The organism is Streptococcus sp. CSL10205-OR2, from assembly GCF_025660655.1.
Taxonomy (GTDB): Bacteria; Bacillota; Bacilli; order Lactobacillales; family Streptococcaceae; genus Streptococcus.
In genome coordinates this window covers 25,657-50,180 of sequence record NZ_JAOTIN010000003.1, presented here as the reverse complement: position 1 = coordinate 50,180, position 24,524 = coordinate 25,657, and the positions used below count along the sequence as shown (strand labels likewise).

At 35.4% G+C, this 24,524-nt stretch carries 22 protein-coding genes; 2 read left to right on the top strand and 20 right to left on the bottom strand.

Annotation, left to right across the window (positions count from 1 at the left end; all coding sequences use genetic code 11):
• Window position 1: 1 nt before the first annotated feature.
• From N7659_RS02555 to N7659_RS02500, 12 genes are all read right to left on the bottom strand, one after another.
• Entirely contained in the window at window positions 2-1,498 is a 1,497-nt protein-coding gene (locus tag N7659_RS02555; RefSeq protein WP_263275670.1) for an ABC transporter permease, read from the bottom strand.
• Between the two features lie 73 nt (window positions 1,499-1,571).
• Entirely contained in the window at window positions 1,572-3,548 is a 1,977-nt protein-coding gene (locus N7659_RS02550; RefSeq protein ID WP_263275669.1) for a peptide ABC transporter substrate-binding protein, read from the bottom strand.
• A 434-nt stretch (window positions 3,549-3,982) separates the two neighbouring features.
• Complete coding sequence (locus N7659_RS02545) at window positions 3,983-4,768, bottom strand: DUF6612 family protein (protein WP_263275668.1); 786 nt, start codon at window positions 4,766-4,768, stop codon at window positions 3,983-3,985.
• Window positions 4,769-4,873: 105 nt separating this feature from the next.
• Window positions 4,874-6,292, bottom strand: a complete 1,419-nt coding sequence (gene sufB / locus N7659_RS02540; protein WP_258511705.1) for a Fe-S cluster assembly protein SufB — start codon at window positions 6,290-6,292, stop codon at window positions 4,874-4,876.
• Window positions 6,293-6,304: 12 nt separating this feature from the next.
• Entirely contained in the window at window positions 6,305-6,754 is a 450-nt protein-coding gene (gene sufU / locus N7659_RS02535) for a Fe-S cluster assembly sulfur transfer protein SufU (RefSeq protein WP_263275667.1), read from the bottom strand.
• Window positions 6,741-7,973 carry a cysteine desulfurase gene (locus tag N7659_RS02530; RefSeq protein ID WP_263275666.1) on the bottom strand — a complete coding sequence of 411 codons (1,233 nt, stop codon included), beginning with the start codon at window positions 7,971-7,973 and terminating at the stop codon, window positions 6,741-6,743. The genes sufU and N7659_RS02530 overlap by 14 nt, the downstream gene beginning before the upstream one ends.
• Window positions 7,974-7,977: 4 nt before the next feature.
• On the bottom strand, window positions 7,978-9,240 hold the full coding sequence (sufD, locus tag N7659_RS02525) for a Fe-S cluster assembly protein SufD (protein WP_263275665.1): 1,263 nt from the start codon (window positions 9,238-9,240) through the stop codon (window positions 7,978-7,980).
• Window positions 9,241-9,276: 36 nt separating this feature from the next.
• Window positions 9,277-10,047, bottom strand: coding sequence for a Fe-S cluster assembly ATPase SufC (gene sufC, locus N7659_RS02520; protein ID WP_263275664.1), 771 nt, complete (start codon window positions 10,045-10,047; stop codon window positions 9,277-9,279).
• Window positions 10,048-10,119: 72 nt separating this feature from the next.
• Window positions 10,120-11,277, bottom strand: a complete 1,158-nt coding sequence (locus N7659_RS02515; RefSeq protein WP_263275663.1) for a glycosyltransferase family 4 protein — start codon at window positions 11,275-11,277, stop codon at window positions 10,120-10,122.
• Between the two features lies 1 nt (window position 11,278).
• Entirely contained in the window at window positions 11,279-11,992 is a 714-nt protein-coding gene (gene mecA / locus N7659_RS02510) for an adaptor protein MecA (protein WP_263275662.1), read from the bottom strand.
• A 131-nt stretch (window positions 11,993-12,123) separates the two neighbouring features.
• The gene (locus tag N7659_RS02505; RefSeq protein WP_263275661.1) at window positions 12,124-12,975 is read right to left on the bottom strand and encodes an undecaprenyl-diphosphate phosphatase; all 852 of its coding nucleotides are present in this window, start codon (window positions 12,973-12,975) and stop codon (window positions 12,124-12,126) included.
• A 39-nt stretch (window positions 12,976-13,014) separates the two neighbouring features.
• The gene (locus tag N7659_RS02500; protein ID WP_263275660.1) at window positions 13,015-14,910 is read right to left on the bottom strand and encodes a DUF2207 domain-containing protein; all 1,896 of its coding nucleotides are present in this window, start codon (window positions 14,908-14,910) and stop codon (window positions 13,015-13,017) included.
• Window positions 14,911-15,042: 132 nt separating this feature from the next.
• Here N7659_RS02500 and N7659_RS02495 point away from each other — a divergent pair, with 132 nt between their 5' ends.
• Window positions 15,043-16,608 (top strand): ABC transporter substrate-binding protein/permease, encoded by a 1,566-nt coding sequence (locus tag N7659_RS02495; RefSeq protein WP_263275659.1) that lies wholly within the window; start codon window positions 15,043-15,045, stop codon window positions 16,606-16,608.
• Complete coding sequence (locus tag N7659_RS02490; RefSeq protein WP_263275658.1) at window positions 16,601-17,341, top strand: amino acid ABC transporter ATP-binding protein; 741 nt, start codon at window positions 16,601-16,603, stop codon at window positions 17,339-17,341. Before N7659_RS02495 ends, N7659_RS02490 begins: the two co-directional genes overlap by 8 nt.
• 60 nt (window positions 17,342-17,401) lie before the next feature.
• Here the strand turns inward: N7659_RS02490 and N7659_RS02485 are convergent, their stop codons facing one another.
• The 8 genes from N7659_RS02485 to N7659_RS02450 all read right to left on the bottom strand — a co-directional run bounded on the left by N7659_RS02485 (window position 17,402) and on the right by N7659_RS02450 (window position 24,506).
• Window positions 17,402-18,304, bottom strand: coding sequence for an SPFH domain-containing protein (locus N7659_RS02485; RefSeq protein ID WP_263275657.1), 903 nt, complete (start codon window positions 18,302-18,304; stop codon window positions 17,402-17,404).
• Window positions 18,305-18,439: 135 nt separating this feature from the next.
• Entirely contained in the window at window positions 18,440-19,363 is a 924-nt protein-coding gene (gene jag / locus N7659_RS02480; RefSeq protein WP_263275656.1) for an RNA-binding cell elongation regulator Jag/EloR, read from the bottom strand.
• 10 nt (window positions 19,364-19,373) lie between these two features.
• Window positions 19,374-20,189 carry a YidC/Oxa1 family membrane protein insertase gene (locus N7659_RS02475; protein WP_263275655.1) on the bottom strand — a complete coding sequence of 272 codons (816 nt, stop codon included), beginning with the start codon at window positions 20,187-20,189 and terminating at the stop codon, window positions 19,374-19,376.
• Window positions 20,190-20,192: 3 nt separating this feature from the next.
• Window positions 20,193-20,534: a ribonuclease P protein component gene (gene rnpA, locus N7659_RS02470; RefSeq protein ID WP_263275756.1), complete on the bottom strand. Its 342-nt coding sequence runs from the start codon at window positions 20,532-20,534 to the stop codon at window positions 20,193-20,195.
• 264 nt (window positions 20,535-20,798) lie between these two features.
• Entirely contained in the window at window positions 20,799-22,265 is a 1,467-nt protein-coding gene (gltX, locus tag N7659_RS02465; protein WP_263275654.1) for a glutamate--tRNA ligase, read from the bottom strand.
• Between the two features lie 188 nt (window positions 22,266-22,453).
• Window positions 22,454-22,819 carry a PTS glucitol/sorbitol transporter subunit IIA gene (locus N7659_RS02460; protein ID WP_263275653.1) on the bottom strand — a complete coding sequence of 122 codons (366 nt, stop codon included), beginning with the start codon at window positions 22,817-22,819 and terminating at the stop codon, window positions 22,454-22,456.
• A 79-nt stretch (window positions 22,820-22,898) separates the two neighbouring features.
• Complete coding sequence (locus tag N7659_RS02455; RefSeq protein WP_263275652.1) at window positions 22,899-23,930, bottom strand: PTS glucitol/sorbitol transporter subunit IIB; 1,032 nt, start codon at window positions 23,928-23,930, stop codon at window positions 22,899-22,901.
• 24 nt (window positions 23,931-23,954) lie between these two features.
• Window positions 23,955-24,506, bottom strand: a complete 552-nt coding sequence (locus N7659_RS02450; RefSeq protein ID WP_263275651.1) for a PTS glucitol/sorbitol transporter subunit IIC — start codon at window positions 24,504-24,506, stop codon at window positions 23,955-23,957.
• Between the last annotated feature and the right edge of the window lie 18 nt (window positions 24,507-24,524).

Below are 24,524 nucleotides of genomic sequence, written 5' to 3'. Positions count from 1 at the left end.
TTTATTTTCCTCCTTTATCAGATAATTTAATACGTGGATCTAACACAGTCATCAATAAGTCACCTAATAGTAAAGCAATGATTGATAAAGCTGAGAAGATAAAGGATAATCCAACAACCATACTATTGTTAGCCGCTCTAACAGAGTCAATCAACATTTTACCCATACCAGGATAAGCAAAGATAGTTTCTGTCAAAGTAGCACCAACAATAACTGCTAAGAGCGCTCCAGGTACACCAGCAATAATTGGAACCATGGCGTTCTTAAAGATGTGTTTATCAGCAATTTCTTTTTCAGACAATCCTTTTGCTCTAGCAAAACGGACAAAATCACTATGTTGTAAATCGATTAGATAACGTCGCACCCATAAAGCCAATGATGGTACATATAAAATAGCTAATATTAATGATGGCAATACATAGGACAAGATATTATGAGCGCCTAAAGTCGGGAAAACATCTGGTAAGCCTAAATTAGAACCAACAAATCTGACAACATAAATTAAAGCAATTGATGGAATAGCCATTAAGAAAGTGAGAAAGGCAGTTGAACCTCTATCAAAAAGAGCATTTTTAAAGCGAGCCATGTAAGAACCCAGAGGTAAAGCAATAGCATAAGCAAGAATGATTCCAACCAATCCTATTCTAGCAGACATCTCAATCATTGATGGGTCTTTATAATTGTTCAAAGTATTTGAGTAAGGATCATCACCATAAAATGTCTTAGAACGGCTGTCTGCTTTGCTTGGAGATTGGTAAGTTCGGCTATAAATGTCTACTGTTGAAGACATTGTTTTCCCATTAGGGAAGGTAACCTCTGTAGAACGTTTTTGTCCTTGTCCTTGACTAATAACTTGCAAAACAGGTGTGTTAGAGTATGTTGGATAAGATACTCCTAAATTTAAAGTCACAAAATTTTGATGAATAAACGGGAAAGAGCCATTGACATAAAGAAGATATTTATGTTTTGTTCCTGATCCAACAACAGACCAGCCAATTGAAGGGTCATTTTCAACACGGATATAGCGTTCCAAATCTGGATTTGTTTCATCTTGAATTTTCCAAGGATGATCAATCTGAACGAGGTTTGCATAGAATTTAAACACACGTTCATAGATTGGCACTTCTCGCGTCGCAAAAAAACTTCCACTATTTGGTAATTGCTCTAGCTTCCAGCCACTACCAATTGATTTAATATAATCTTTATAGATGGATTCATTTTTTGAGTTGACCTCTACAGTAACGCTCTCATCTATTTCGCTAGCCGCCTGTTGAAGTTCTTTTGATGTCATATACTGTATATAACCCATTTTTTCAAAGACGCTATTTTCATAATTTGTTTTTCTGTCTGGATCCGCCGCCATCTTACTATAGGTAGAATCTTGTTGAAAAATCAATTTTCTAGGAACCATAGTAAAGATAATAGCGTAAATTAAGGTCGTAATCAAAAAGATAGAGACTAATGACCTTAATATACGGTTGAAAATGTACTTTTTCATTCTTTCCTCCAAATTTCAAAAGAACTCCCTCTATTTTTGGTAGAGAAAGTTCTCTTGAAAAAAGTTTCTATTTTTATTCTACATGATTTGCAAAATCTTCTTGCGCTTTAGCGTTTGATTCTGCTTTTTCCTTTTTCCATTTGTTATGAGCTTCTTCATAATCTTTAGTTGTTACAATATCAGATTGAAGGTTCAAATATTTGAAAGTTTCTGGTCCTTTAATACCTGACCAAGAATATGCTGTTGAGAATGGTACAGCTTTTGTTAGAGTAGGTGAAGCTCCTTGAGAGTAGGTTGGAAGGATAAGAGAACTATCTGCCAACCAAGCTTCTGCTTTAGCATACATCTCGTAACGTTTCTTGAGATCAGTATTTTCTGCCGCTGCTGCTTGAGTCATTTCTTCATACTTATCAAGTCCTACAATTTGAGCAATGTCTTGGTTTTCACCTGGAGCAATACCAATTTGGTGAACTGCAGCACCATTACTTGGATTAAAGATATCTAAGTAAGTTGAAGGGTCTTGATAGTCAGGGCCCCAACCAGTTGCTGTTGAAATATCATAGTCATTTTGAGCTGGTGTTTCAGCAAAGTAAGTGATGTTGTAGTATGTATCTTGGTCTAATTGGTGAAGATCTAACACTACATTATCTGTTCCTAAAACCGACTCAATTGATTGTTTCATCGATGCAGCTTGCTGTACTAAAACTTCATTAGATTGATAAACAGGCATATCTAAGTGAATTGGGAATTCAACGCCTTCAGCTTCAAGAGTCGCTCTAGCTTTAGCAAATTCTGCTTTCGCTTTTTCTGGATTGTATAGAGTGCTTTCTGCATCAGTTAATTTAACATCTTTCCACTCATCACCATAAGTTGCTAGTTCTTTTTGAGCTACTGAACCGAAAGTATCTTCACCAATTGACACAAATGTATCTGGTGTTAATGAGCTACGAAGAACTTTATCTGCTGCATCTTCACCATTTCCTTGAGCTGCATAACCTAATCTATCAAAGGCAAAGTTAATCGCTTGACGGAAATCTTTATTATAGATTGCTTTTTGAGTAGATTCTTTTTGAGCATCAGTTGTTTTTGCAGTGTGCTCATAGGCACTACGGTTTAAGTTAAAGACACCAAAGTAAGTTGCACCATTTTGAGGAGAGTAGATAATATTATCCCCATATTTCTCTTTTACTGAATCATAGCTTGGAGTATTTGGATAAAGACGAGCGCCAGTATAAACACCATCACTAAAATTATTAACTAATGATTCTGGGTCAGAACCATCATAGAAAGTTAATTTGATATTTTCAATACTTACATTATCTGCATCCCAATAATTAGGGTTCTTAGTATATTCAAGAGATGATTTTGTTGTTAATGCAGAAAGAAGATATGGTCCACTATATAAGATACCATCTGGAGTTGGAGCACCAAAGTCTTCACCTTTTGATTCTAAAAATTCTGCATTGATTGGGAATAAGATACCCATTGTTAATTTAGAATTCCAGAAACTTTCAGGTTGTTTTAATGTGTATTGAACAGTTTTTTCATCAATCGCTTTAACACCAACTGTTGAAAAATCATCTGACTCACCATTAACGTATTCTGCTAATCCAACAATAGAATCTTGAACAAGATAAAGTGCTTCTGATTTTGCATCTGCAGCATGTTTCAAACCTGTTACAAAGTCTTCAGCTGTAACATTAGCATACTCATCACCATCCGATGTAAACCATTTAGCATCGTCACGAAGTGTATAAGTATATGTTTTAGCATCTTCAGAAACTTTCCAATCTTCTGCAAGAGATGGCACAATATTACCAAATTCATCATTTTCAAGAAGGCCGTCTACAAGGTTACCAACAACATCACCTGTTGCCGATTTGTTAACCACGGTGTAGTCTAAAGAAGCTGGATCAGTAGTATAAACGTAAGTATAAGTAGAGTTTTCTCCTCCACCACTGCTACTTTGAGAACTTCCACAAGCTGCTAATGTAGCTGCAGAAACTAACGTAATACCAGCCAAGGCTAATAATTTTGTCTTTTTATTCATAAAAAGTACCTCATTTTCATTTTCATTTTCAAAGACTTTTTTTGTCTATAGGCTATATTATATCATAAAAAATTTTTTTAGGAAAGTAATTTATCAGAAAATTTTGTCTATTGTTAAAATTTATCGTTTACCGCTCTGTACAAAGGATTCGACGACTTTAAAAAATGTTTTTTTAAATTTTTTTCTTTTGGTCGAGCTATTTTCTCAGATTATTTTTTGCTTATCAGCTCACAGATAAATTAGTGTTCTTGCTTATTTTTATTTCATTTTATATCCACTATTTCAATTCATCCTATATTTATTCTCTTTCCTTGTTTTCTTTAATATAAATAAGATTTTAGAAATGTACAAGAAATGGTTCATTATTGTTTCTAAATGCAAATATTAAAAATCAGCAAGATTGTTTAGTCTTACTGATTTTTAAAATCATCATATTATTTTTGAGGAATCTTTATATCGTTTTCATCAACTTTATTCCAGTTAGAATATTCAGATTCAACAACCATTTCAAGAGATCCTTTGTTTCCCTCATAAGTTATTAAAAGTGAAAAATCCTTTAAAAAATAAGTTTCTTTATCAAAATGGATGGTTAGACTTTTTTCTGTTTCATCTTCAGTAATACCTGTTAGGCTAAGATTATATTGTTCACCAAACGTTGAAATAAGTGAGATTTCTTCATTTTTCAACGTTAATTCGTAAACATCACCTTTATCTTCAATCATAAGATCATCTTTTAAGGATTTGATGTTCTCTAACACATCAAAATAGTCTGGGTGAAAATAAAATTCCTCGCCATTGGTTGAAGTGTATTCTTTCGTAGTTTCTCCTTTTGCTTCACTCTCATGATAAATTTCCGGTTTATTATTACTATCAAAAATAAATTTTTCTTTTACAGAATCACCTTCTTGTGACTTGGTGTCAAATAAAATATCTGCCTTAATTAATTGAGAATCGTCAAAAACAACTGTACTTTCAATCTTTTGAGAAGAAACATTTTGGTCAACTCTAACCTCAAAATCATGTTTTCCTTCTATAGAAGAAAGAGCTTTATTTTTGACGTCTACTTCATTTAAAAATTTTTCAACAGTCATTTTTGTAGTCGTTTTGGTAGTCTCTTTGGTAGGATTGTTATCACTAGAATCTGTATTTGATTGACAACCTGCTAATAAAAAGAGTAGTCCAATGATTGCTATAAAACCTAGTCTAGAATATTTCTTCATAATATAACCTCCAAAAAATGGTATATAGATAAAGATTAAGTCAACCTATATCTAAATACCATCATATCAAAAATAATCAAATGTGACTAGGATGACCCTACAATTTTACCCAACTGATCCTTCCATTTCGTAACTAATCAAGCGATTGAGTTCAACGGCGTACTCCATTGGTAATTCTTTGGTAAAGGGTTCAACAAACCCCATGACAATCATTTCTGTAGCTTCACTTTCTGTTAAGCCGCGGCTCATAAGATAATAAAGTTGTTCTTCTGAGATTTTAGAAACTTTAGCTTCATGTTCTAAGGCTACCTGAGAGTTATGAATCTCGTTAAAAGGAATAGTATCTGATTTTGATAAATCATCCATAATAATCGTATCACATTCAATATGACTAACTGATTTTTTGGAGTTCTTAGCAAAGGTCACTTGTCCACGATAATTAACCTCACCGCCACCTTTCGCAATCGATTTAGAAACGATGGATGAACTAGTGTGAGGCGCATTATGAATCATTTTAGCACCTGTATCTTGGTTTTGTCCTTTATTTGCAAAAGCGATAGATAACATGGTTCCACGCGCACCTGGGCCATCTAAATAAACAGATGGGTACTTCATGGTTGTTTTTGCTCCAAGATTACCATCAATCCACTCAACTGTCGCATCTTTTAAAGCGCGAGCACGTTTGGTTACTAGATTATAGACGTTATCAGACCAGTTTTGAATAGTAGTATAACGCATATAAGCACCATCTAAAGCAAAGATTTCGACAATGGCTGCATGGAGGCTGTTGCTTGAATAGGTTGGCGCTGTACACCCTTCAACATAGTGAACACTTGCTCCCTCATCAACAATAATAAGTGTTCTTTCAAACTGTCCAGTATTTTCGTTGTTGATTCTAAAATAAGTTTGTAGGGGAATATCTACCTTAACTCCTTTTGGAACATAGATAAAAGTTCCGCCTGACCAAACAGCAGAATTAAGCGCTGCTAGTTTATTATCTGTTGGTGGGACTAGTTTTGCAAAGTATTGTTTGAATAAATCAGGGTACTCTTTTAAAGCGGAATCAGTATCTGTAAAGATAATGCCCAATTTTTCAAATTCATCTTTCATATTATGGTAAACCACTTCTGATTCATATTGAGCCGATGCTCCTGCTAAAAAAGCACGTTCTGCTTCTGGAATACCAATTCTTTCAAAGGTTTCTTTGATTTTTTCAGGCACATCATCCCATGACCTAGCTGGCCGATCAGAAGCTTTTTGATAGTAGATGATACTATTAAAGTCAATATCTGATAAATCTGGTCCCCATTCTTGCATGGGCATTTTATTAAAGGTTCTTAGAGATTTTAAACGAAACTCTAACATCCATTCAGGTTCATCTTTGGCTTTTGATAACTGTCTAACAACCTCTTCGCTAAGACCTTTTCCCGTTGAAAAAATCGGAGTGACATCATCATGAAAGCCAAACTGATAGTCTCCCAAATCGATTGGTTTTGGTTCTATTTTTTCATTTTTTTCAGGCATATTCATTTTCTCCTAATTGTTTTCCTTCTTCGTTTGGTTATCTGTGACAGCCTTTTTTAAAGCATGCCAAGAAAGTGTTGCACACTTAATTCGTTGTGGGAATTTTGAAACTCCTGAAAGAAACGACGCATCTCCCAATTGTTCTTCTTTATCACTTTTTTTCCCTTGCACCATTTCCGAAAAAACATCTGCCAAAGCCAAAGCCTCTTCTTTGGTTTTTCCAATCATTACATCTGTCATCATACTAGCTGATGCTGTTGAAATAGAACACCCATGACCAGAAAAAGCAATATCAGAAATGTTATCATCTTCAAATTGAACATAAAGATTGACAACATCACCACAAGTAGGGTTACTAAGCGTCACACTATCAACCCCTGTTAAGTCGCCATGATGGTGTGGTGTTTTTGAGTGTTCTGAAACCACTGCCATATATAAATTATCTAATTTAGAAAGAGCCATTAAAATACTCCTTTGTTTTCTTTATTGCATCAATTAAACGATCACAATCTTCCTTTGTATTGTAAAAATAGAAACTTGCTCTTACCGTTGAAGAGACACCTAAGTGATTAAGAAGTGGTTGAGCGCAATGATGTCCTGCTCTAACAGCAATCCCCTCATAATCAAAAGCTGTTGCCACATCATGTGGATGAAGGTCTTCAATATTAAAAGCAATGACACTGCTTCTGTCTTCAATTGATTTGGGGCCGTAAACGGTGATTCCTGGAATCTCTTGTATTTTTGGAAGGACATAGTTCATCAATTCTTTTTCGTGTTGATGAATGTTCTCCATTCCTATCTCTTTAAGATAATCGATAGCGACACCAAGAGTAATGGCACCAGAAATATTTGGCGTTCCTGCTTCCAACTTCCAAGGCAATTCTTTCCAAGTGGCATTTTGTTCATAGACAAAATCAATCATCTCACCACCAAACTCAATGGGCGACAGTTGATTCAAAATCGCTTCTTTTCCATATAAAACACCAATACCGGTTGGTGCTAACATTTTGTGACCTGAAAAAGCCAGAAAATCACAATCTAAGTCTTGCACATCAACTGGTATGTGTGGTACTGATTGCGCACCATCAACAACAAGATAAGCACCATTTTTATGAGCTATTTCTGCAATTTCTTTAATCGGACTAACATAACCTAAAACATTGGAAACATGGGCAAGGCTGACGAATTTTGTCTTATTTGTGATGGTTTTTTCTAATTGTTCCATGTCAAGACTACCATCTTTCAAGTAGACATATTTTAAAACAGCTCCTGTTTTTTGACAGGCTTGTTGCCAAGGAATGAGGTTTGAATGATGTTCCATAATTGAAATCACCACTTCATCACCAGGATGCAACACCTCACGAGCAAATTGAGCTACCCAATTAAGGCTAGTTGTTGTGCCTCTCGTAAAAATAATTTCTTTTTCACTAGTGGCATTGATAAACTGGGCCACTTTTTTTCTAGCAGCTTCAAATTCTCGCGTTGCTCTTTCAGCAAGAGTATGGACTCCTCGATGAACATTAGCATTATCCATATGATAAAAGCGCTCTATACTTTTAATAACTGACTCAGGCTTTTGAGTAGTGGCAGCATTATCTAAATAGACTAGAGGTTCATCATTAACGATTTGATTTAAAATTTTAAAGTCTTGACGAAGTTTATAACTATCTAATTTCTTCATATCATCATCTTTTTTCAAGTTTTTTATCTAAAACGACAATCATTTCATCGCGAACTTCTTTGACAGGGATTTCTGAAATAACACTGCCCAAAAAGCCACGAATCACTAATCGTTCTGCTGTTTCTTGATCAAGTCCACGACTCATTAAGTAATACATGTCATCAGGATCAACTTGACCAATGGAGGCGGCATGCCCTGCAGTTACTTCATTTTCATCAATCAACAAAATCGGATTAGCATCACTTCTTGCTTGATCAGAAAGCATTAAGACACGACTTTCTTGCTGGGCATCTGCGCCTTTTGCCCCTTTGATAATATGACCAATACCATTAAAGGTTAGGGTGCCTCTTTCAAGAATAACACCATGTTGAAGGATATGCCCAACAGAATTTTTACCGTAATTGGTAACCCGAGTATCAATCCCTTGAATTTGTCGCCCACTTGATGCTGCAACGACCTTTAAATTGGCATGACTACCGTCACCTAAAAGATCAGAATCAAAATCAGCAATAACATTTCCTTCATTCATGACACCTATCGCCCAATCAATGGTTGCATTGTTTTTATGATGCCCGCGACGGGTGATATAGGTTGTTACATGATCTCCTAAACGGTCAATAGCTGAAAATTTAACCTGACTATCTTCTTTAGCAATGACTTCCACACTAATATTAGCAGTTGTTTTGATATTACCATTTCCAATTGTTTCAAAACGTTCTAAATAGGTGATACGGCTGTTTTTACCTACCACAATAAGAACATGTTTATTAAAGGGGACATCAGATTCTGAATCCTGTAAAAAAACCCCTTCAATAGGAAAATCAATGTCAACATTGTCAGGAATGTATAAAATAGCACCACTGTTAAAATAAGCATGATGATAAGCTGCTAATTGATCTTCTTCAAACGATAAAGCACTACCAAAATAATCTTTAATAAGGTTAGGATTTTCTTCAAGAGCTGTTTGAAAATCTGTAAAAACAACACCTTTATCGATTAAATCCATGGGTAATTGTTCTAAAACTGTTTGGGTACCCACTTGAACCAATTTCGGATGATTATCTATCGCCATAAAATCAACAACATTGGGTTTTGTATCACTTTCAGTAATAGTCCCATCACCAAGCGACCATCTTTGAAACTTAACACGTTCAATCTGTGGTAAGGGCAGTTCAGATATTTTGTCAAATGCTGATAAACGGTGGTCTAAAAGCCATTTGGGTTCTGCCTTACTTTGTGAGAAATCGATTATTCTCTCTTTTGTCATTTTTTACTCCTTTGCTCCATATCGGCAACAATGACTCTAAACTTCTTCTTTATAATCAATGCCTAATTCTTCTGCAATGGTAGAGTAGCCTTCTTTTTCTAGTCGATCTGCTAATTCTGGACCACCCGATAAGACAACACGACCATCCATCATCACATGAACAACATCCGGACGAATATAATTTAATAGACGTTGGTAGTGCGTGATAATCATGGCACCAAAACCTTCTCCACGCATTTCATTAACACCTTTAGAGACAACGCGAAGAGCATCAATGTCAAGACCTGAGTCAACTTCATCTAAAAGAGCAAAGCGTGGTTCTAACATAAGAAGTTGTAAAATTTCATTGCGTTTTTTCTCACCACCTGAAAAACCTTCGTTAAGATAGCGCTCAGCCATTTCTTCTTTCATGCCTAAGAGCTCCATTTTTTGATCCAGTTTAGTGATAAAATCACGGACAGATATTTTATCCTTATCTTCTTTACCTGCATTCATTGCAGCACGCATGAATTCAGCATTAGTGATTCCTGGAATTTCACTAGGATACTGCATCGCAAGAAAAAGACCTAGTCTTGCTCTTTCATCAACTTCTAATTCAAGGATGTTTTCACCATCAAGAAGGACTTCTCCTTTAGTGACCTCATAATTGGGATTTCCCATAATGGCTGCAGAAAGTGTTGACTTTCCGGTTCCATTTGGACCCATAATCGCAGCGATTTCTCCTGTTTTTAGAACAAGGTTAACACCTTTTAAAATCTCTTTATCTTCAATTGATACGTGAAGATTTTTTATTTCAAGTACTGACATAACACACTCCTTTTATCTAGTCCTTACATTATAACAAAAAAAGCCCATCAAGGCTTTTTTCTTGTTTGCAAGCTAGTCATCATTTTTTTTAATTTTGTCTATAAAAGATCTTCTTCGATCAGAATTACCAATAAAAGATAAGATTTTAAAAAGTGGTGTTCGTCCTTTTCCCCAAATTTCGATACTTTCAATAAAAATTTCTAGTGCAAAAAAAACACCAACCATTAATAACACACCACCGATTCGACTAGAAACATTTAGTAGTAAGGACACTAGAGAGAAGAATAAAGCAATACCATAAACCACTAAAACGGCTCCTCTGTGGGTGAAACCCATCGCTAGTAATCGATGATGAAGATGCATGTTGTCTGCCTCATAAAATTTTTGACCAGACAATGTTCTACGAATAATAGCCACAAAGGTATCGATGATGGGAACACCTAAGATAATAATAGGGGTCACAACTGCCACAGCAGTAGCATTTTTTAATCCTTGTAAGGATAAAACGGCAATCATAAAACCGATAAATAAAGCCCCTGTGTCTCCCAGATAAATAATAGCTGGGTGATAATTATAAGGGAAAAATCCCGCAATAGCTGCAATTAAAACAAAAATTGTGAGGGTTAAGAAAATATCACGATCAAATAGAAAGAAATAAGAAATTAGACCCATCGTTGTTAAACTAATAATGGAAACACCACTCACTAAACCATCTAAACCATCAATAAGATTAACAGCATTGGTAATAGCTGTTATCCATAAAATGGTTAAAAAGAAAGTGATTAGTGGGTTAAATTCCAGCATTGGTCCACCAAAAGGAATCTTAAAACTATCAAATCTAAAGTCGGTAAATTTCCAAACAATTGTTGCAGCAAAAAGAATACCAATCATTTTTTTCTTAGCACTAATTTCAAAAATATCATCGATAAAACCTGTTGCTGCAACCACAAATCCACCGATAACAACGGGCAACATATAATCAAAATAAGATTGGCTACCGATGATTAATTTTGTAATCATTGGCATAAAAACAAGCGAACTAAGTAAAAATGAAACAACAATCGCTAAACCACCTGAACTTGGCATGGTTACCTTGTTAATACGTCGCTCATTTGGCTTATCAACAGCACCTACTCGAAAAGCTAAAAAACGAACGAGCGGTGTTGCAATCAAAGAAATCAGAAATGTTCCGATAAGCACCAAAACATATTCAAGCTTAAAGGGTGTCATATCACTGTACCTCTATCGATTGTAACTCTTCAATAGCATTACTAGTTAATAAGATACCATGTTCTTGCAAATAGGCACGTGTTTTAGAGCTGGTTTTTGCATGCTCTATCAAGCGAGCATAAATGGTATTGGCATAATAATCTGGTTGTCCAATATTTTTGATTAGAACCGTTAAATGATAGATATCGTTTTCTTTAAAGAGTTCAGAAGCCTCAATCTCATAATCCACCGTTCTAGAGAACAGAACAGCTTCTTTTAGATTTTCAAAATCTAAGACATAATGAATATAGTCTGGGATTTTTTGAGTTTTTTCCTGTTCTTGCTCATCATGATCTTCAGCTTCTTTTAGTCTGTCTAGGGCTTCTTTATCACCTTTTTCGCGCATGGTTGTCTCTAAATTTTTAAAAAACTCTTCTGGTGACATTTTTGCGATGTCTTCTAATTCAGCCAAGTCTTCTAAACTCAAGTCTTTGCTGATTTCTGATTTTGTCACAAAAACATCAATACGGTCTTGTCTTGGGGTGACTCGGAAACTAAGCATCCCACTATCTTTAAAATTATCTGGTAGATCTAATTCATCCATGACGGCATAAAAAAACTCTTCTGTTTTTTCTTGAGGAACTAAGAAATCTTTTAATTCCATTCCTCTTTCTTCTAAATCATCCATACTAATCGTTATCTTTAGTGTTGTATCACTAATTTGTTTCATTTCCATCATTCTCACCTCGCACATGTAATCAATTCTATTATACTAGAAAAAACAATTATTTACAATTTTAGATAGTTGTTTTACTGCTTATAAAAAAGAGAAAATAGTTTTCTCTTTTTTTGATTTTCTAATAAAGATTACAAAAATAAAACTTTAATTCCGGCATAGAGTAATAATAGCAAACCCAAAACAATGCGATATTTCCCAAAAACCGTAAAATCATTCTTTTTAACATAATCAGTTAAAAAGCGAATGGCATACATACTTACAACAAAAGCAGTCAGCATGGCAATGGCTAAAATAGCAAACTGTCCTAAAGTCAAACTATCTCCACCAAGAATAAATTTTAACACTTTAATAAAACTCGCACCAAACATGACTGGTATTCCTAAGAAAAAGGTAAATTCAGTTGCAACCACACGGCTTGTTCCCAGCAACATCCCCCCGATAATGGTAATGCCAGAACGACTAGTCCCTGGTACAAGGCTAAGCACCTGAAAAAGACCAATGAATAAGGCTGTTTTATAAGACATTCTTGCTAATGACGTCACACTTGGTTGAAGACTCTCATTTTTATGTTTTTGCTCTATCCATAAAAAGACAAATCCATAAAAAATCAACATCAAAGCCACAGTAACAAAATTGTGCAGATGTTCTTCCATCCAATCATCAAGTGGTAAACCAATCACAATTGCAGGAATAACAGCAAGGACAACTTTGGCCCACAATTGCCACGTTATTCTGATTTCTCTAGCTGTTTTTCCTTTTTGGAAAGGATTTAAGCGATTAAAATAAATAACAACAACAGCTAAGATGGCCCCCAGTTGAATAACAACGTTAAACATACTAATGAAAGCTTGGTTTTGATTTTTAAAATTAAGAAATTCTTGCACCAAAATAAGGTGACCCGTGCTAGAGATGGGTAACCATTCTGTCACCCCTTCAACAATTCCTAAAATAATGGCTTTGATTAAATCTATGATAAACATGCTAACTCCTTTGATGATTTGTTGTAAATGATTTTAACATTAGAAGGCACCGCCTCCGCCGCCTCCGCCACCACCAGAGAAGCCCCCACCACTGGTTCCACCTGATGAGACAGAAAAATGAGAAGCATTTACTGCATGATGATTAGATGATATGATGGCTTTTGTCTGCTGGCTGAGTTGTGGTGAGATAAAAAGATAAGATTGATACAAACTGTCATTTACGAGATTTGGATGAGTCATGATGAGGTGTTTTTCAACCTTTTTGGCAAAACCAAGTAAAGCGGCATAAACCAAAATACGATTCCAGACAATAACTCCTTCAATCTCGACTTGATCAAATTTTTGAATATCACGAAGCATATTGGTAAAACTAATCCACTTTTGAACTTCATCATGTCCATTAGCTTCTAAAAAACCAAATTCTGACATGGTATTTTTACGAGTAGAAAAGTAACTGATAAGAATGATTTCCATACCAATCACTCCAAGATAAATCAATGAATAAGGCGAAATAATAACACCGACAATAACTAGCATTACTATAGCTAAAATGGATATGAGTAATCCAAAAACAAGCATTGCTAAAGACCATCTATAATAGTTTAAGTCGCTTGGTAAAAATGCTCTTCGAATTTTTTCCAGTGGTCCATTTTCGATGTCTTGTAGGACTAATTGATCAATTTTATCTAGTTTTGATTCTAATCTTTTGTTAAAGTTTTCTCCCAAATGATTAACTTTTTGCTCTAACTGTTTTCCGTGATAACGTTTCTTTAATGATTCTATCTGATTATCATTAAAAAGATGGGTAGAAAAGAGTTGATTGATGGCTATTTTATTTTTTTCGCCAAAGGCAAACTCTAGCAGTTCTTTTTCAAAAGCAGTTGTTTTTTCATCTGAAACAATACTCAGTTCCTTATCATTTGACAATGATAATATCTGACGGTCGATGAGGTCTAAAATACTAGCTTTTAAGAGAGTCTCAAAAGTAATTGTTCCTAAATAAGAGGAGGATCGTTTTAAGCCTGATCTCAATGTTTTGGCATAAATATATTTTGCAACCACTAAAGGTGGTAAATCATCAGGAAGATTAAAAAGGTGACTGTTTTTATTAAAATGCTGGTGTTTTTCAACATGTTTTTTAAATAAAAGAAAGAAGAGAATTGCTAAAATGACAGTCAAACCAATGATAATAGGAATGAGTTTATCAAGTAGGAACAAAAGAATTTGCTGTTTTAAAGCAATATCATCTTCAAGGCGTTTGAAGTCTTCTTTTCTTTTGGTTGAAAGCATAAAAGGAGTTGAAACAATCTCATTATTCCAGTATCCGTGTAATTCCAATTTTCCCGAGACATTGGTAGCTGCTAAATGATAGTCTTCATCTTTTAAGGTGATAGTAGGCTGTTTTTTAACATAACCCGTGTGTCCAAAAAGCTTTGTATCTTTAGAAGTTAAATCTGTTTTAATAGTAAAATCAACTCTTTGTAATGTCCTATCCCAATCACTTATTGGTAGCCAGTTAAGTTCAGCAATGTCTTGGTGAACAAAAAGAATCTCTTTTAACTGCCACTCAACGACAACGGAAACCTTATCACCCTTTTTTCCTTTGTTATATATCTTTAAACTATAGCCATCAGCTAAATCAGTCATTTCATGTTTTGATTCAACCAAACTTCCATTTCGATAGACGGTAACAACAGGTGTCGACTCAATCAAAAAACCTTCTGGCATTTTGCCTGCTTTTCCTAGAGTGACTATCTGACCATTATATGAACTATCAAAGTCATAGTCGATGATTTGCTTGAAATCTGCGGAGTTGTCTGCATGAATAATCAATTCCCCTGAATATTGAGGAATAGTATAAGAAACATCTGCACAAACAGATTCACCAAATATAAAAAAGAGAAACGCTAATAGAAGCCAAATAATCTTTTTCATTAGAAACCTCAGAAATATTATTCCTATTTATTTTACCACAAAACCCTTAAAATCGTATTTATCAATCAAGTCAATTGTCAAACATCTCTATTTAAGATACAATGGAAGGCAATATACTTACAGGAGGTTAATATGAAAAAGATATTATTTACTATTATGGCAACAGTCTCTTTTTTATTTGCTGGTGTCACTAGTACCCAAGCAGATGACTATTTGCGTGTCGGCATGGAAGCTGCTTATGCTCCTTTTAACTGGACACAAGAAACCAATAAAAATGGGGCCGTGCCTATTGAAGGATCTTCTCAATTCGCTAATGGTTACGATGTCCATGTTGCTCAAAAAATTGCTGATAAACTTGGGAAAAAATTAATTGTTGTCAAAACCTCCTGGAGTGGTCTTATTCCTGCCTTAACCTCTGGTAAGATTGATATGATTGTCGCTGGTATGAGTCCTACCGAGGAAAGAAGACTAGAAATTGATTTTTCAAATAGCTACTATACTAGTAAACCAATTTTAGTGGTTAAAAAAGATAATCCCTATGCAGATAGCACCACTTTATCTGAGTTTTCAGAAGCTAAAATAACCTCACAACAAGGGGTGTATCTCTATGATCTTATTGATCAAATTCCGAATGTCTCAAAACAGACCGCTATGGCCGATTTCGGACAAATGAGACAAGCTCTAAAGTCTGGTGTCATTGATGCTTATGTCTCTGAACGTCCTGACGGTATTTCAGCTGAAATGGCTGATTCTGAATTTCAAATGGTTGAACTAAGTGATGGATTTAAGGTTAGTGAGTCAGATGTCGCCTTAGCGATTGGTCTTCGAAAAAATGATCCAATTATGGATCAGGTCAATAGTGTTTTAGAAGATTTCTCAACAGAACAACAAATTGCTTTGATGGATGAGATTATCGCACTTCAGCCTATCCAAGAAGAAAGTACTGAGAAACCTCATTTTATTAGTCAAGTTCTTGCCATTGTTCAAAACAACTGGAAACAACTTCTAAGAGGGACTGGGGTGACTTTATTTATTTCCATTTTGGGAACAATTTTAGGAACAAGTATCGGACTCTTGATTGGTGTTTATAAAACGGCTCCAAAAGCAAGCCATAAAGGACTTTTAGTTTTACAAAAAGCATTTAATGTACTGATTAATATCTATATTGAAGTTTTTCGTGGGACACCGATGATTGTTCAATCTATGGTTATCTACTACGGGACTGCCCAAGCCTTTGGATTATCGATTGACCGCACACTAGCAGCTATTTTCATTGTTTCTATTAATACTGGTGCATATATGAGTGAAATTGTTCGTGGTGGTATTTTTTCCATTGATAAAGGACAGTTTGAGGCAGCGACCGCACTTGGTATGACCCATGGTCAAACCATGAGAAAAATCATCCTCCCACAAGTCTTACGAAACATTCTTCCTGCAACCGGAAACGAATTTGTCATTAATATTAAAGACACTTCTGTTTTAAATGTTATTTCGGTGGTTGAACTCTATTTTTCAGGAAATACTGTAGCTACTCAAACCTATCAGTACTTCCAAACCTTTACAGTGATAGCGATTATCTACTTTGTACTTACTTTTACAGTGACAAGGATTCTGCGTTATATAGAAAAACGTCTTGACACCGATCACTACACAACGGGCGCTAATCAAATGCAATTGGAGGTGATTTCTCATGACTGATACTATACTTAACATTAAACATCTTAAAAAATCTTACGGACAACATCACGTTTTAAAAGATATTTCTCTAACGATTAAAAAGGGACAAGTCATCTCGATTATCGGTAGTTCAGGATCTGGGAAATCGACCCTTCTTAGATCGATTAATCTCCTTGAGAGTCCTACTGAGGGTGAAATTCTCTATCACGGAAAAAATGTTCTTGAAAAAGGGTTTGATTTAACCACTTATCGTGAAAAGTTGGGGATGGTTTTTCAATCCTTCAACTTATTTAACAATCTTAACGTCTTAGAAAATGTCATGGTTGCTCAAACAACGGTTCTAAAAAGAGATAAAAAGGAAGCAGAACAAATTGCCAAAGCTAATCTCAACCAAGTTGGAATGACCAAACAATATTGGCTCGCTAAACCAAAACAATTATCTGGTGGTCAAAAGCAACGAGTTGCTATTGCGAGAGCCCTAGCGCTTGATCCTGAAGCTATTCTCTTTGATGAACCAACGTCAGCCCTTGACCCTGAGATGGTTGGTGAAGTTTTAAAAACCATGCAAGATTTAGCTAAGTTAGGCTTAACGATGATTATTGTAACGCATGAAATGGATTTTGCTCGTGACGTTTCTGATCTTGTAATCTTTATGGATAAGGGTGTTATTGCTGAACAAGGTAGTCCTAAACAAATTTTTGAGACGCCAAAAGAAGAAAGAACAAAAGAATTTTTAAAACGCTTTTTGAAATAGAAACGACGAAAAAGACCACTCACTTGAGTGGTCTTTTTTTACCCTATAGAAAAGGGGAAATTAGTTATGGTTTTTCACTTTTAAAGCTGATAACACTTGTGTTCTGATATCTTCAACACCTTCTGGATTGTTTGGCAAGAAAATCGTTTGATTGCCACTTGATGCAAAGGTGTTTAAGGTATCTAAGTATTGGTTGGTCAGCAAGATAGACATGATTTGTTCTTCATTTAAGCTGATATTAGCGTCTTTTAGCTCTTGGATAGAGTCTGCTAATCCATCAACAATCGCTTTACGTTGTTGCGCAATACCAACACCATGTAAGCGATCTTTTTCTGCCTCAGCTTCTGCTGCAGTAACAATTTTAATCTTGTCAGCATTTGCTAGTTCTTGAGCAGCCACACGTTTACGTTGAGCAGCATTAATTTCATTCATTGATTGCTTAACTTCAGCATCTGGTTCTACTTTAGTAATCAATGTTTTAACAATGATATAACCATAACTAGACATTTCTTCTGCCACTTGATGTTGGACTTCAAGGGCGATTTCATCTTTTTTCTCAAAAAGTTCATCTAGTGTTAATTTCGGAACAGAGGAACGAAGGGCGTCTTCAATGTAAGATTTAATTTGCTCTTCTGGGCGCATGAGTTTATAGTAAGCATCCATGACATTATTTTCATTGACACGATATTGCGTCGCTATATTTAGAGTAACGAATACATTATCTTGTGTCTTTGTTTCAACAATTAAATCACTTTGAAGCAAGCGCAGTTGAATGCGTGCTGCTAATCGATCAATACCAAACGGCATCCTTAGATGAATCCCGCTTGATGACGTTTTCAGATACTTACCAAAACGTTCTATAATCACTACCGTCTGTTGTCTAACGACATAGAGAGTACTGATAACAACTGCTAGAATCAATAGCAGAATAAAAATAAATGGCAATAATGTTACGATTAACATAATGATAATCCTCCTTTTTATAAATTATATAGCTTTCTCATACACTTTGCAAGACTTGTATATTAATAATTTTAAAAAAATAAAAACTGACCACTTAAACAATAAAAAGGATGGGTAAAACCATCCTTTTTATTGTTAATCATTACTTGGAACTACCACAACATAGCGATTAGGGTCATTTCCTTCTGAAAAACTATCAACCCCTTCAATTGCTGTAATAGTTTTATGAATAATCTTTCTTTCTGTATTGCTCATCGGGTTCATTTCATATTTCTCACCTGACTCAAGAACACGTTTAGCAATCTTCTTAGAAAAATCAATTAAAGTTTTGGTTCTGTGTTCGACATAATCGTGAACATTGACAGAAACTGAGAATGTTTTTGAATAGTGATCATGGAGGTAATTTTGTGCCAACAATTGTAGCGATTTTAATACTTTACCATGGTAGCCTATGACACGACCTGGGTCTGGAGTATCAATTTTAAGATTAATTTGACGATGAGTATGGGTAATATCAATAGTTGCTTCCAAATCCATTTCATAGATAATTTTAGAAATGTAATTTGAGACATCTTCACTAGCTTCTTCAATAGAAACCATCTCTGTCTCTTTTTTAGCGTTTTCTTGATTCTTTTCAGCACCCAATACTTCTAAAACATTGATATGACCCGTTTCTTGTAAAATTGTTTGAGGAGATTTCTTACTTTCTAGTAATTGTTCCTTAACACTATCGTCAATCAGTTCTCCTTTTTCTTCCAATTCTCTAATAATACTAGTCACTTTTCCAAGTTCCACAGTATCTTCTAAACTAGATTTAACAGGTGCGTTTTGACTGTTAATCTCGTCTGGAACACCTCTAACAGCTTTTCTATCAGCTTTATTGATAATGGCTTCACTGATACTTTCAATTTCTACCTGTGCAGGCTTTCTACCAAATCCTAAGAAACCTTTTTTTTCACGAGAAACAACCTTAATGTGGGCTTTTAATCGTGAAATATTCAGTTCTTTTAGACCATTTTCAATCGCCTCTTCAACAGTTTTCCCTGTGAATAAAACCATAATATTCTCCTTATTTTTTCTTTCTTTGCGCTTTTTTCTTAGCACGTCTTATTTTAGCTTGTTTTTCTTTTTCTTCTCGTTCAATCCGTTCATACTCTGCTATTTTCTTGAAAGGATTGTTAAAAATTAATGTTTGGAAGACTTGATAAGCATTGGAAATTGTCCAATAAAGTGCTACACCACTAGCCATATTAATACCAATCACTAAAATCATGATTGGCATTACATACATCATAGCCGTTAAGACACCATTCTTTTCTCTAATTCCCTTGTTGCTCAACCAAGTTGATAGGAAGGTAAAAATAGCGGCTAATACTGGAAGAACGAAGTAAGGGTCAGGATTAGCAATTTCAAGCCATAAAAAAGTGCCAGTTTTTAAAAAAGCAACACGAGATAGGGCCTGATAAAGTGCCAAAAGAACCGGCATTTGAATAAATAGCGGTAGCAAACTAGAATAAGGATTAACGTTATTTTCCTTATAAAGTTGTTGTGTGGCTTCTGCAAGAAGCATACGACTATCTGTGTCTTTACCAGGGTATTGTTTTTGTAATTCCTTTAATTTAGGCTGAATTTCCTGCATCTTTTGACTAGATTTCATTTGCATGTTGTAAACTGGCAAAAGAATCGTTCTAATTACCAAGGTAAAGAGCACAATCCCAATACCAATACGGTCATTAAATGATAATGCACGAATCATTTCAGCAAAGAAGTAGACAAACTTATCCCATAAACCGTCTGAATTGGCAGCTATTTCACTAGTTCCACAAGCTGTCAAAACAACAAGAGAGACGAGGGCTAGTAGCGATAATTTAATTTTCTGTTTCAATGGTCAACCTTTCTTTGAATAACATTTAGCTAAGCTAAACACATGAATCATATTTTTTTTAATAGCTTGATAGTCTAATTGTTCTACACCTTTACGTGCGATAATCACATAGTCTTTATGAGCAATATCTTGTGATATTTCCATAAAAGCATGACGGATTTTACGCTTAATACTATTTCTCATCACAGCATTTCCTAATTTTTTACTAACAGATAGTCCCACTCGAAAATGAGAATGATTTTTATCTAAGTAGTATAAAACAAAATGACGATTAGCTGCGCTCTTACCATGATCAAAAATAGCCTTAAAATCTTTATCACTTTTTACACGATGGGTTTTCTTCAAAACACGACTCCAAATATCTAAATTACTATCATTATACCATAAAATAATAAGTCTAGTCATCTAGTCATTTGTTCTACTAACGAGATGTCTTGTTTATTAATCTCACAAAAGTATATTATATCACGAGATCCCTATAAAAACAATGTTTCTCCATTTTAAGAAGGAGATTTCAAGATTCTTTAAAGATAATTATAATAGGTTTAAAAACTAAGATGGCTCAAAAACACATTAAAAAATCTATCAGAAAACTGATAGATTTTTTGCTTACAAGGTTTTTAAAATATTGTCAATATGTTCAATCGATTGTTCTCTACCAAGCAAGTAGATAGTATTTGGTAAGTCAGGACCATGCATTTCTCCTGAGACAGCGATACGGATTGGCATAAAGAGGTTTTTGCCTTTAATACCCGTTTCTTTTTGAACGGCTTTGATTTGTGGGAAGATATTTTCTGGCTTAAAGTCATCATCTGACAGAGCTTCTAACTTTTCTTTAAACTGTTCAAGCACGGTTGGAACGGTGTCCCCTTGTAACACTTCTTTTTCTGCTTCTCCCAACTCTGGAAAATCAGAAAAGAATAAATCTGTTAGAGGGACTATACCATCCATCGAAACCAGTTGAGGTTGATAAAGTGCAACCAAGTCTTTTGATTTCTCGTTAAGGCGACCTGCTGCTTCTAAAAATGGTTTCGCCAGTTCATAAATGGTATCAGCATCCGCATTTTTGATATAATCGTTACTCATCCAGTCTAATTTCTTTTGGTCAAAGGCTGCTGGAGATTTACTCAAACGATTTTCATCAAACAGTTTAATCAATTCATCACGCGAGAAAATTTCTTCTTCCCCACCAGGATTCCAACCAAGAAGTGCAATAAAGTTAAAGACAGCTTCTGGAAGATAGCCTTTTTGACGGTAGTCTTCAATGAATTGTAGGGTATTGGTGTCGCGTTTTGAGAGTTTTTTGCCTGTCTCACTATTGATGATGAGTGTCATGTGACCAAATTCTGGCGCCTGCCAGCCAAGTGCTTCATATACCATGAGTTGTTTTGGAGTATTGGCGATATGGTCATCACCACGAATGACATGGCTAATCGCCATTAAGTGATCATCAATAACAACAGCAAAGTTATAAGTTGGGTAGCCATCTTTTTTCTGGATAACCCAGTCCCCACCGATATTTGCCCCTTCAAAACTAATCTCACCTTTAACCATATCTTGCCATTGATAGATACCTTCTTCATTAACCACTAGACGAACCGTTGGTACAATCCCTTTAGCGATTCTATCGGCGATATAGGCTTCTTTTTCTTCGTCGTTCATCCCTAGAAATTCATTGACGTAACGAGGTGTTTCACCAGCTGCTTCTTGGCGTTCACGCTCAGCAGCTAATTCTTCTTCTGTGACATAAGATTTGTAGGCAAGGCCTTTTTCTAGCAATTCATCAATGTATTTTTGATAAATGTCAAGACGTTCTGATTGACGATAAGGGCCAAAATCATCATTTGGGTTAATGGGGCTTTCATCCCAGTCAATACCTAGCCATTTTAAATTGTCTAGTTGCGAACGTTCACCATCTTCCACATGACGTTTACGGTCAGTATCTTCAATACGGATGATAAAATCTCCACCGTGGTGGCGAGCGTATAAATAGTTAAATAATGCCGTACGAGCATTACCAATATGTAATAGTCCTGTTGGACTTGGTGCATAGCGCACACGAATCTTGTTAGTCAAAATAGTTCTCCTATATGGTTTTAAATCGTCATTATTATATCATATTTTTGAGTGTTTGAAACGGTCTTGCTTCTCTTTTATCCTTTACAGAGCCTAATCGAACAAAAAAGCTCTCTATTGAGAGCTTTTAATAACCTGTTGATTTATGAAGTAAGCGCTAATCTTTCAGTGATTGATAGGATTGATAATCAGTCTATCATCTGAATAGTGCTTCCCTCTAAAATATTAGGTATTTCTCTTTTTTCGACATGTAATGTGCCAGGAAGAGAGGCACTAGTGGCACCGTCAAAAGTAATGGTAATGTGTCCTAGATTTTTCAAATTTTGCTCCACGACGCTACCAACAGCAGTAATCGTGTAACTCAGATTATCTATAATTAATTTTCCTCCCGATTGGATAGAGCCATTTAACTGCTTATTATCAATGATATAGCAAAATTCTGCTAAGTCTGCTGGCGCATTTTCACCGAAAAGAATGAGCATATTTGTCGTTTTAATCATATCCATAGCACTTGGACCTACAGAAACCACATTAGCTTCAAAAATAGTCAACATAAATAGTTCTCTTTTCTTTTTAGTTTATTCTTTGATGAAATGTCACGCTATAAGGACTTTTTATCGTCATTTCTTGTCATTATTGATACAATCCTACACTAGCAATCCAAGCAACAATAACACGAGGAACACCATTTAAAAAGCGTGAATATAAAACAGATGGAACACCAACTTCAACAGTTTTGACATCAGCTTCAGTTAACCCAAGAGCTACTGGGATGAAATCACAACCATTTTGTGTGTTGATGGCAAATAGAGCTGGAAGTGCCATTTGTGGTGGAATATTTCCTCTACCAATTTCAACACCTATCAAAGTTCCAATAATTTGTGAGATAACTGCTCCCGGTCCTAAAAGAGGAGATAGAAATGGTAGTGAACAGATAAATCCGATAAGAACAAGCCCCCAAACATTGCCTGCTAGTGGTGTCATAACTGTTGCAATCCAATTCCCGATTCCTGAACCATTAATAATACCTATCAAAAGTGACACAAAGGCCATGAAAGGTAAAATAGTATTTAACATGGTTTGGATAGCTTCACGCGCTGCCTGATTGAAAGTGGCAACAATTTTACCAGCTCCCATACCAATTCGAGCGACAAAACTAGTCTCTGCACGTTGCTCAGTAATTTTCTTTGAGGTATCATAAGTCCCAACGTTTGCATTAGATTTTTCTTCAACGGATACTGATGTTTCTTGTCTATTGTTTGTCACTGTTTCAACTTTTGTTTGAGTGGATTCGTCTACAGCTACAATTTGGTCGACACCAACTGCTGAAACATAGATATCTTCATTGATATATTGTGCTAACGGACCACTTTTACCCGTTGGAACAATATTAATGGTTTTAATCCCTTTTTTAGGATAAATACCGCAACGAAGAGTGCCACCACAATCAACAATGGCTAAAGCAATTTCATCATCTGGAATAGAGGTTTTAAAGCCATTTACCGCTTCCATACCAGTTAGATTTTCTATTTTATCAACAATGTCAGGTCTTTCACCACCGCCTGTGATGTAGATAAATTTGTGTTTTTCTTCTGTTGGTGTAATTTCTAAAGGACCACCATAACCACCGTTACCTTTAACAACTTTAATACTCTTATAAGCCATAATAATCCTACTTTCTTCTTTATCTTATGCTTTCACTTCAATTGTTTTACTTAGGGTCACGCCTTGTTGTTTAGAGACGTAGGCAGTAGTATAGTCAGTCACCCAGCCACCAACAAAATTCATGATAATCCCAACAAACATGTAACGAAGGGCCAAATCAGTTGAGCTTAGACCAAGTGTCTCAATACCTGATGCGATCCCTAACCAGACAAATAGTTCTCCTGGATTGATATGTGGGAAAATACCATTTGACGTGTGACAAAATTGCATTTGTGAAGCAACAAAGCTTGGTTTGTAGTATTCAGGCATGAATCGTCCCATACTAATAGACATAGGATTACCAAGCATAAAGGCAGAAATAAATGGTAAAATCATATAACGGCTCACAGGATTTTTTGCTGAAACTTCTGCTAGCCTATTAACACGTTCTTCTCCAAGAAGTGCTATTAATGTATTCATTGCTACTAAAAGCATTAAAACAACCGGAACAATGCCTGTCATCCAGGAAATAAATGTTTCACCACCAAGTTGGAAAAGGCGAATAAAGCCTTCTGCAAATTTTGTAATATAGTCCATAAAAAACTCCTTTTCAAT

Excerpts from the sequence above, each read along its gene's own strand:
- N7659_RS02485 (WP_263275657.1), bottom strand. The coding sequence starts at position 18,304 with ATGTTAATCGTAACATTATTGCCATTTATTTTTATTCTGCTATTGATT.
- N7659_RS02500 (WP_263275660.1), bottom strand. The coding sequence starts at position 14,910 with ATGAAAAAGATTATTTGGCTTCTATTAGCGTTTCTCTTTTTTATATTT.
- sufC (WP_263275664.1), bottom strand. The coding sequence starts at position 10,047 with ATGTCAGTACTTGAAATAAAAAATCTTCACGTATCAATTGAAGATAAA.
- N7659_RS02495 (WP_263275659.1), top strand. The coding sequence starts at position 15,043 with ATGAAAAAGATATTATTTACTATTATGGCAACAGTCTCTTTTTTATTT.
- N7659_RS02530 (WP_263275666.1), bottom strand. The coding sequence starts at position 7,973 with ATGAAGAAATTAGATAGTTATAAACTTCGTCAAGACTTTAAAATTTTA.
- N7659_RS02460 (WP_263275653.1), bottom strand. The coding sequence starts at position 22,819 with ATGTTGACTATTTTTGAAGCTAATGTGGTTTCTGTAGGTCCAAGTGCT.
- N7659_RS02455 (WP_263275652.1), bottom strand. The coding sequence starts at position 23,930 with ATGGCTTATAAGAGTATTAAAGTTGTTAAAGGTAACGGTGGTTATGGT.
- N7659_RS02505 (WP_263275661.1), bottom strand. The coding sequence starts at position 12,975 with ATGTTTATCATAGATTTAATCAAAGCCATTATTTTAGGAATTGTTGAA.
- N7659_RS02550 (WP_263275669.1), bottom strand. The coding sequence starts at position 3,548 with ATGAATAAAAAGACAAAATTATTAGCCTTGGCTGGTATTACGTTAGTT.
- sufD (WP_263275665.1), bottom strand. The coding sequence starts at position 9,240 with ATGACAAAAGAGAGAATAATCGATTTCTCACAAAGTAAGGCAGAACCC.
- jag (WP_263275656.1), bottom strand. The coding sequence starts at position 19,363 with ATGGTTTTATTCACAGGGAAAACTGTTGAAGAGGCGATTGAAAATGGT.
- N7659_RS02545 (WP_263275668.1), bottom strand. The coding sequence starts at position 4,768 with ATGAAGAAATATTCTAGACTAGGTTTTATAGCAATCATTGGACTACTC.
- N7659_RS02555 (WP_263275670.1), bottom strand. The coding sequence starts at position 1,498 with ATGAAAAAGTACATTTTCAACCGTATATTAAGGTCATTAGTCTCTATC.
- N7659_RS02450 (WP_263275651.1), bottom strand. The coding sequence starts at position 24,506 with ATGGACTATATTACAAAATTTGCAGAAGGCTTTATTCGCCTTTTCCAA.
- sufB (WP_258511705.1), bottom strand. The coding sequence starts at position 6,292 with ATGCCTGAAAAAAATGAAAAAATAGAACCAAAACCAATCGATTTGGGA.
- sufU (WP_263275667.1), bottom strand. The coding sequence starts at position 6,754 with ATGGCTCTTTCTAAATTAGATAATTTATATATGGCAGTGGTTTCAGAA.
- N7659_RS02515 (WP_263275663.1), bottom strand. The coding sequence starts at position 11,277 with ATGACACCCTTTAAGCTTGAATATGTTTTGGTGCTTATCGGAACATTT.
- mecA (WP_263275662.1), bottom strand. The coding sequence starts at position 11,992 with ATGGAAATGAAACAAATTAGTGATACAACACTAAAGATAACGATTAGT.
- N7659_RS02490 (WP_263275658.1), top strand. The coding sequence starts at position 16,601 with ATGACTGATACTATACTTAACATTAAACATCTTAAAAAATCTTACGGA.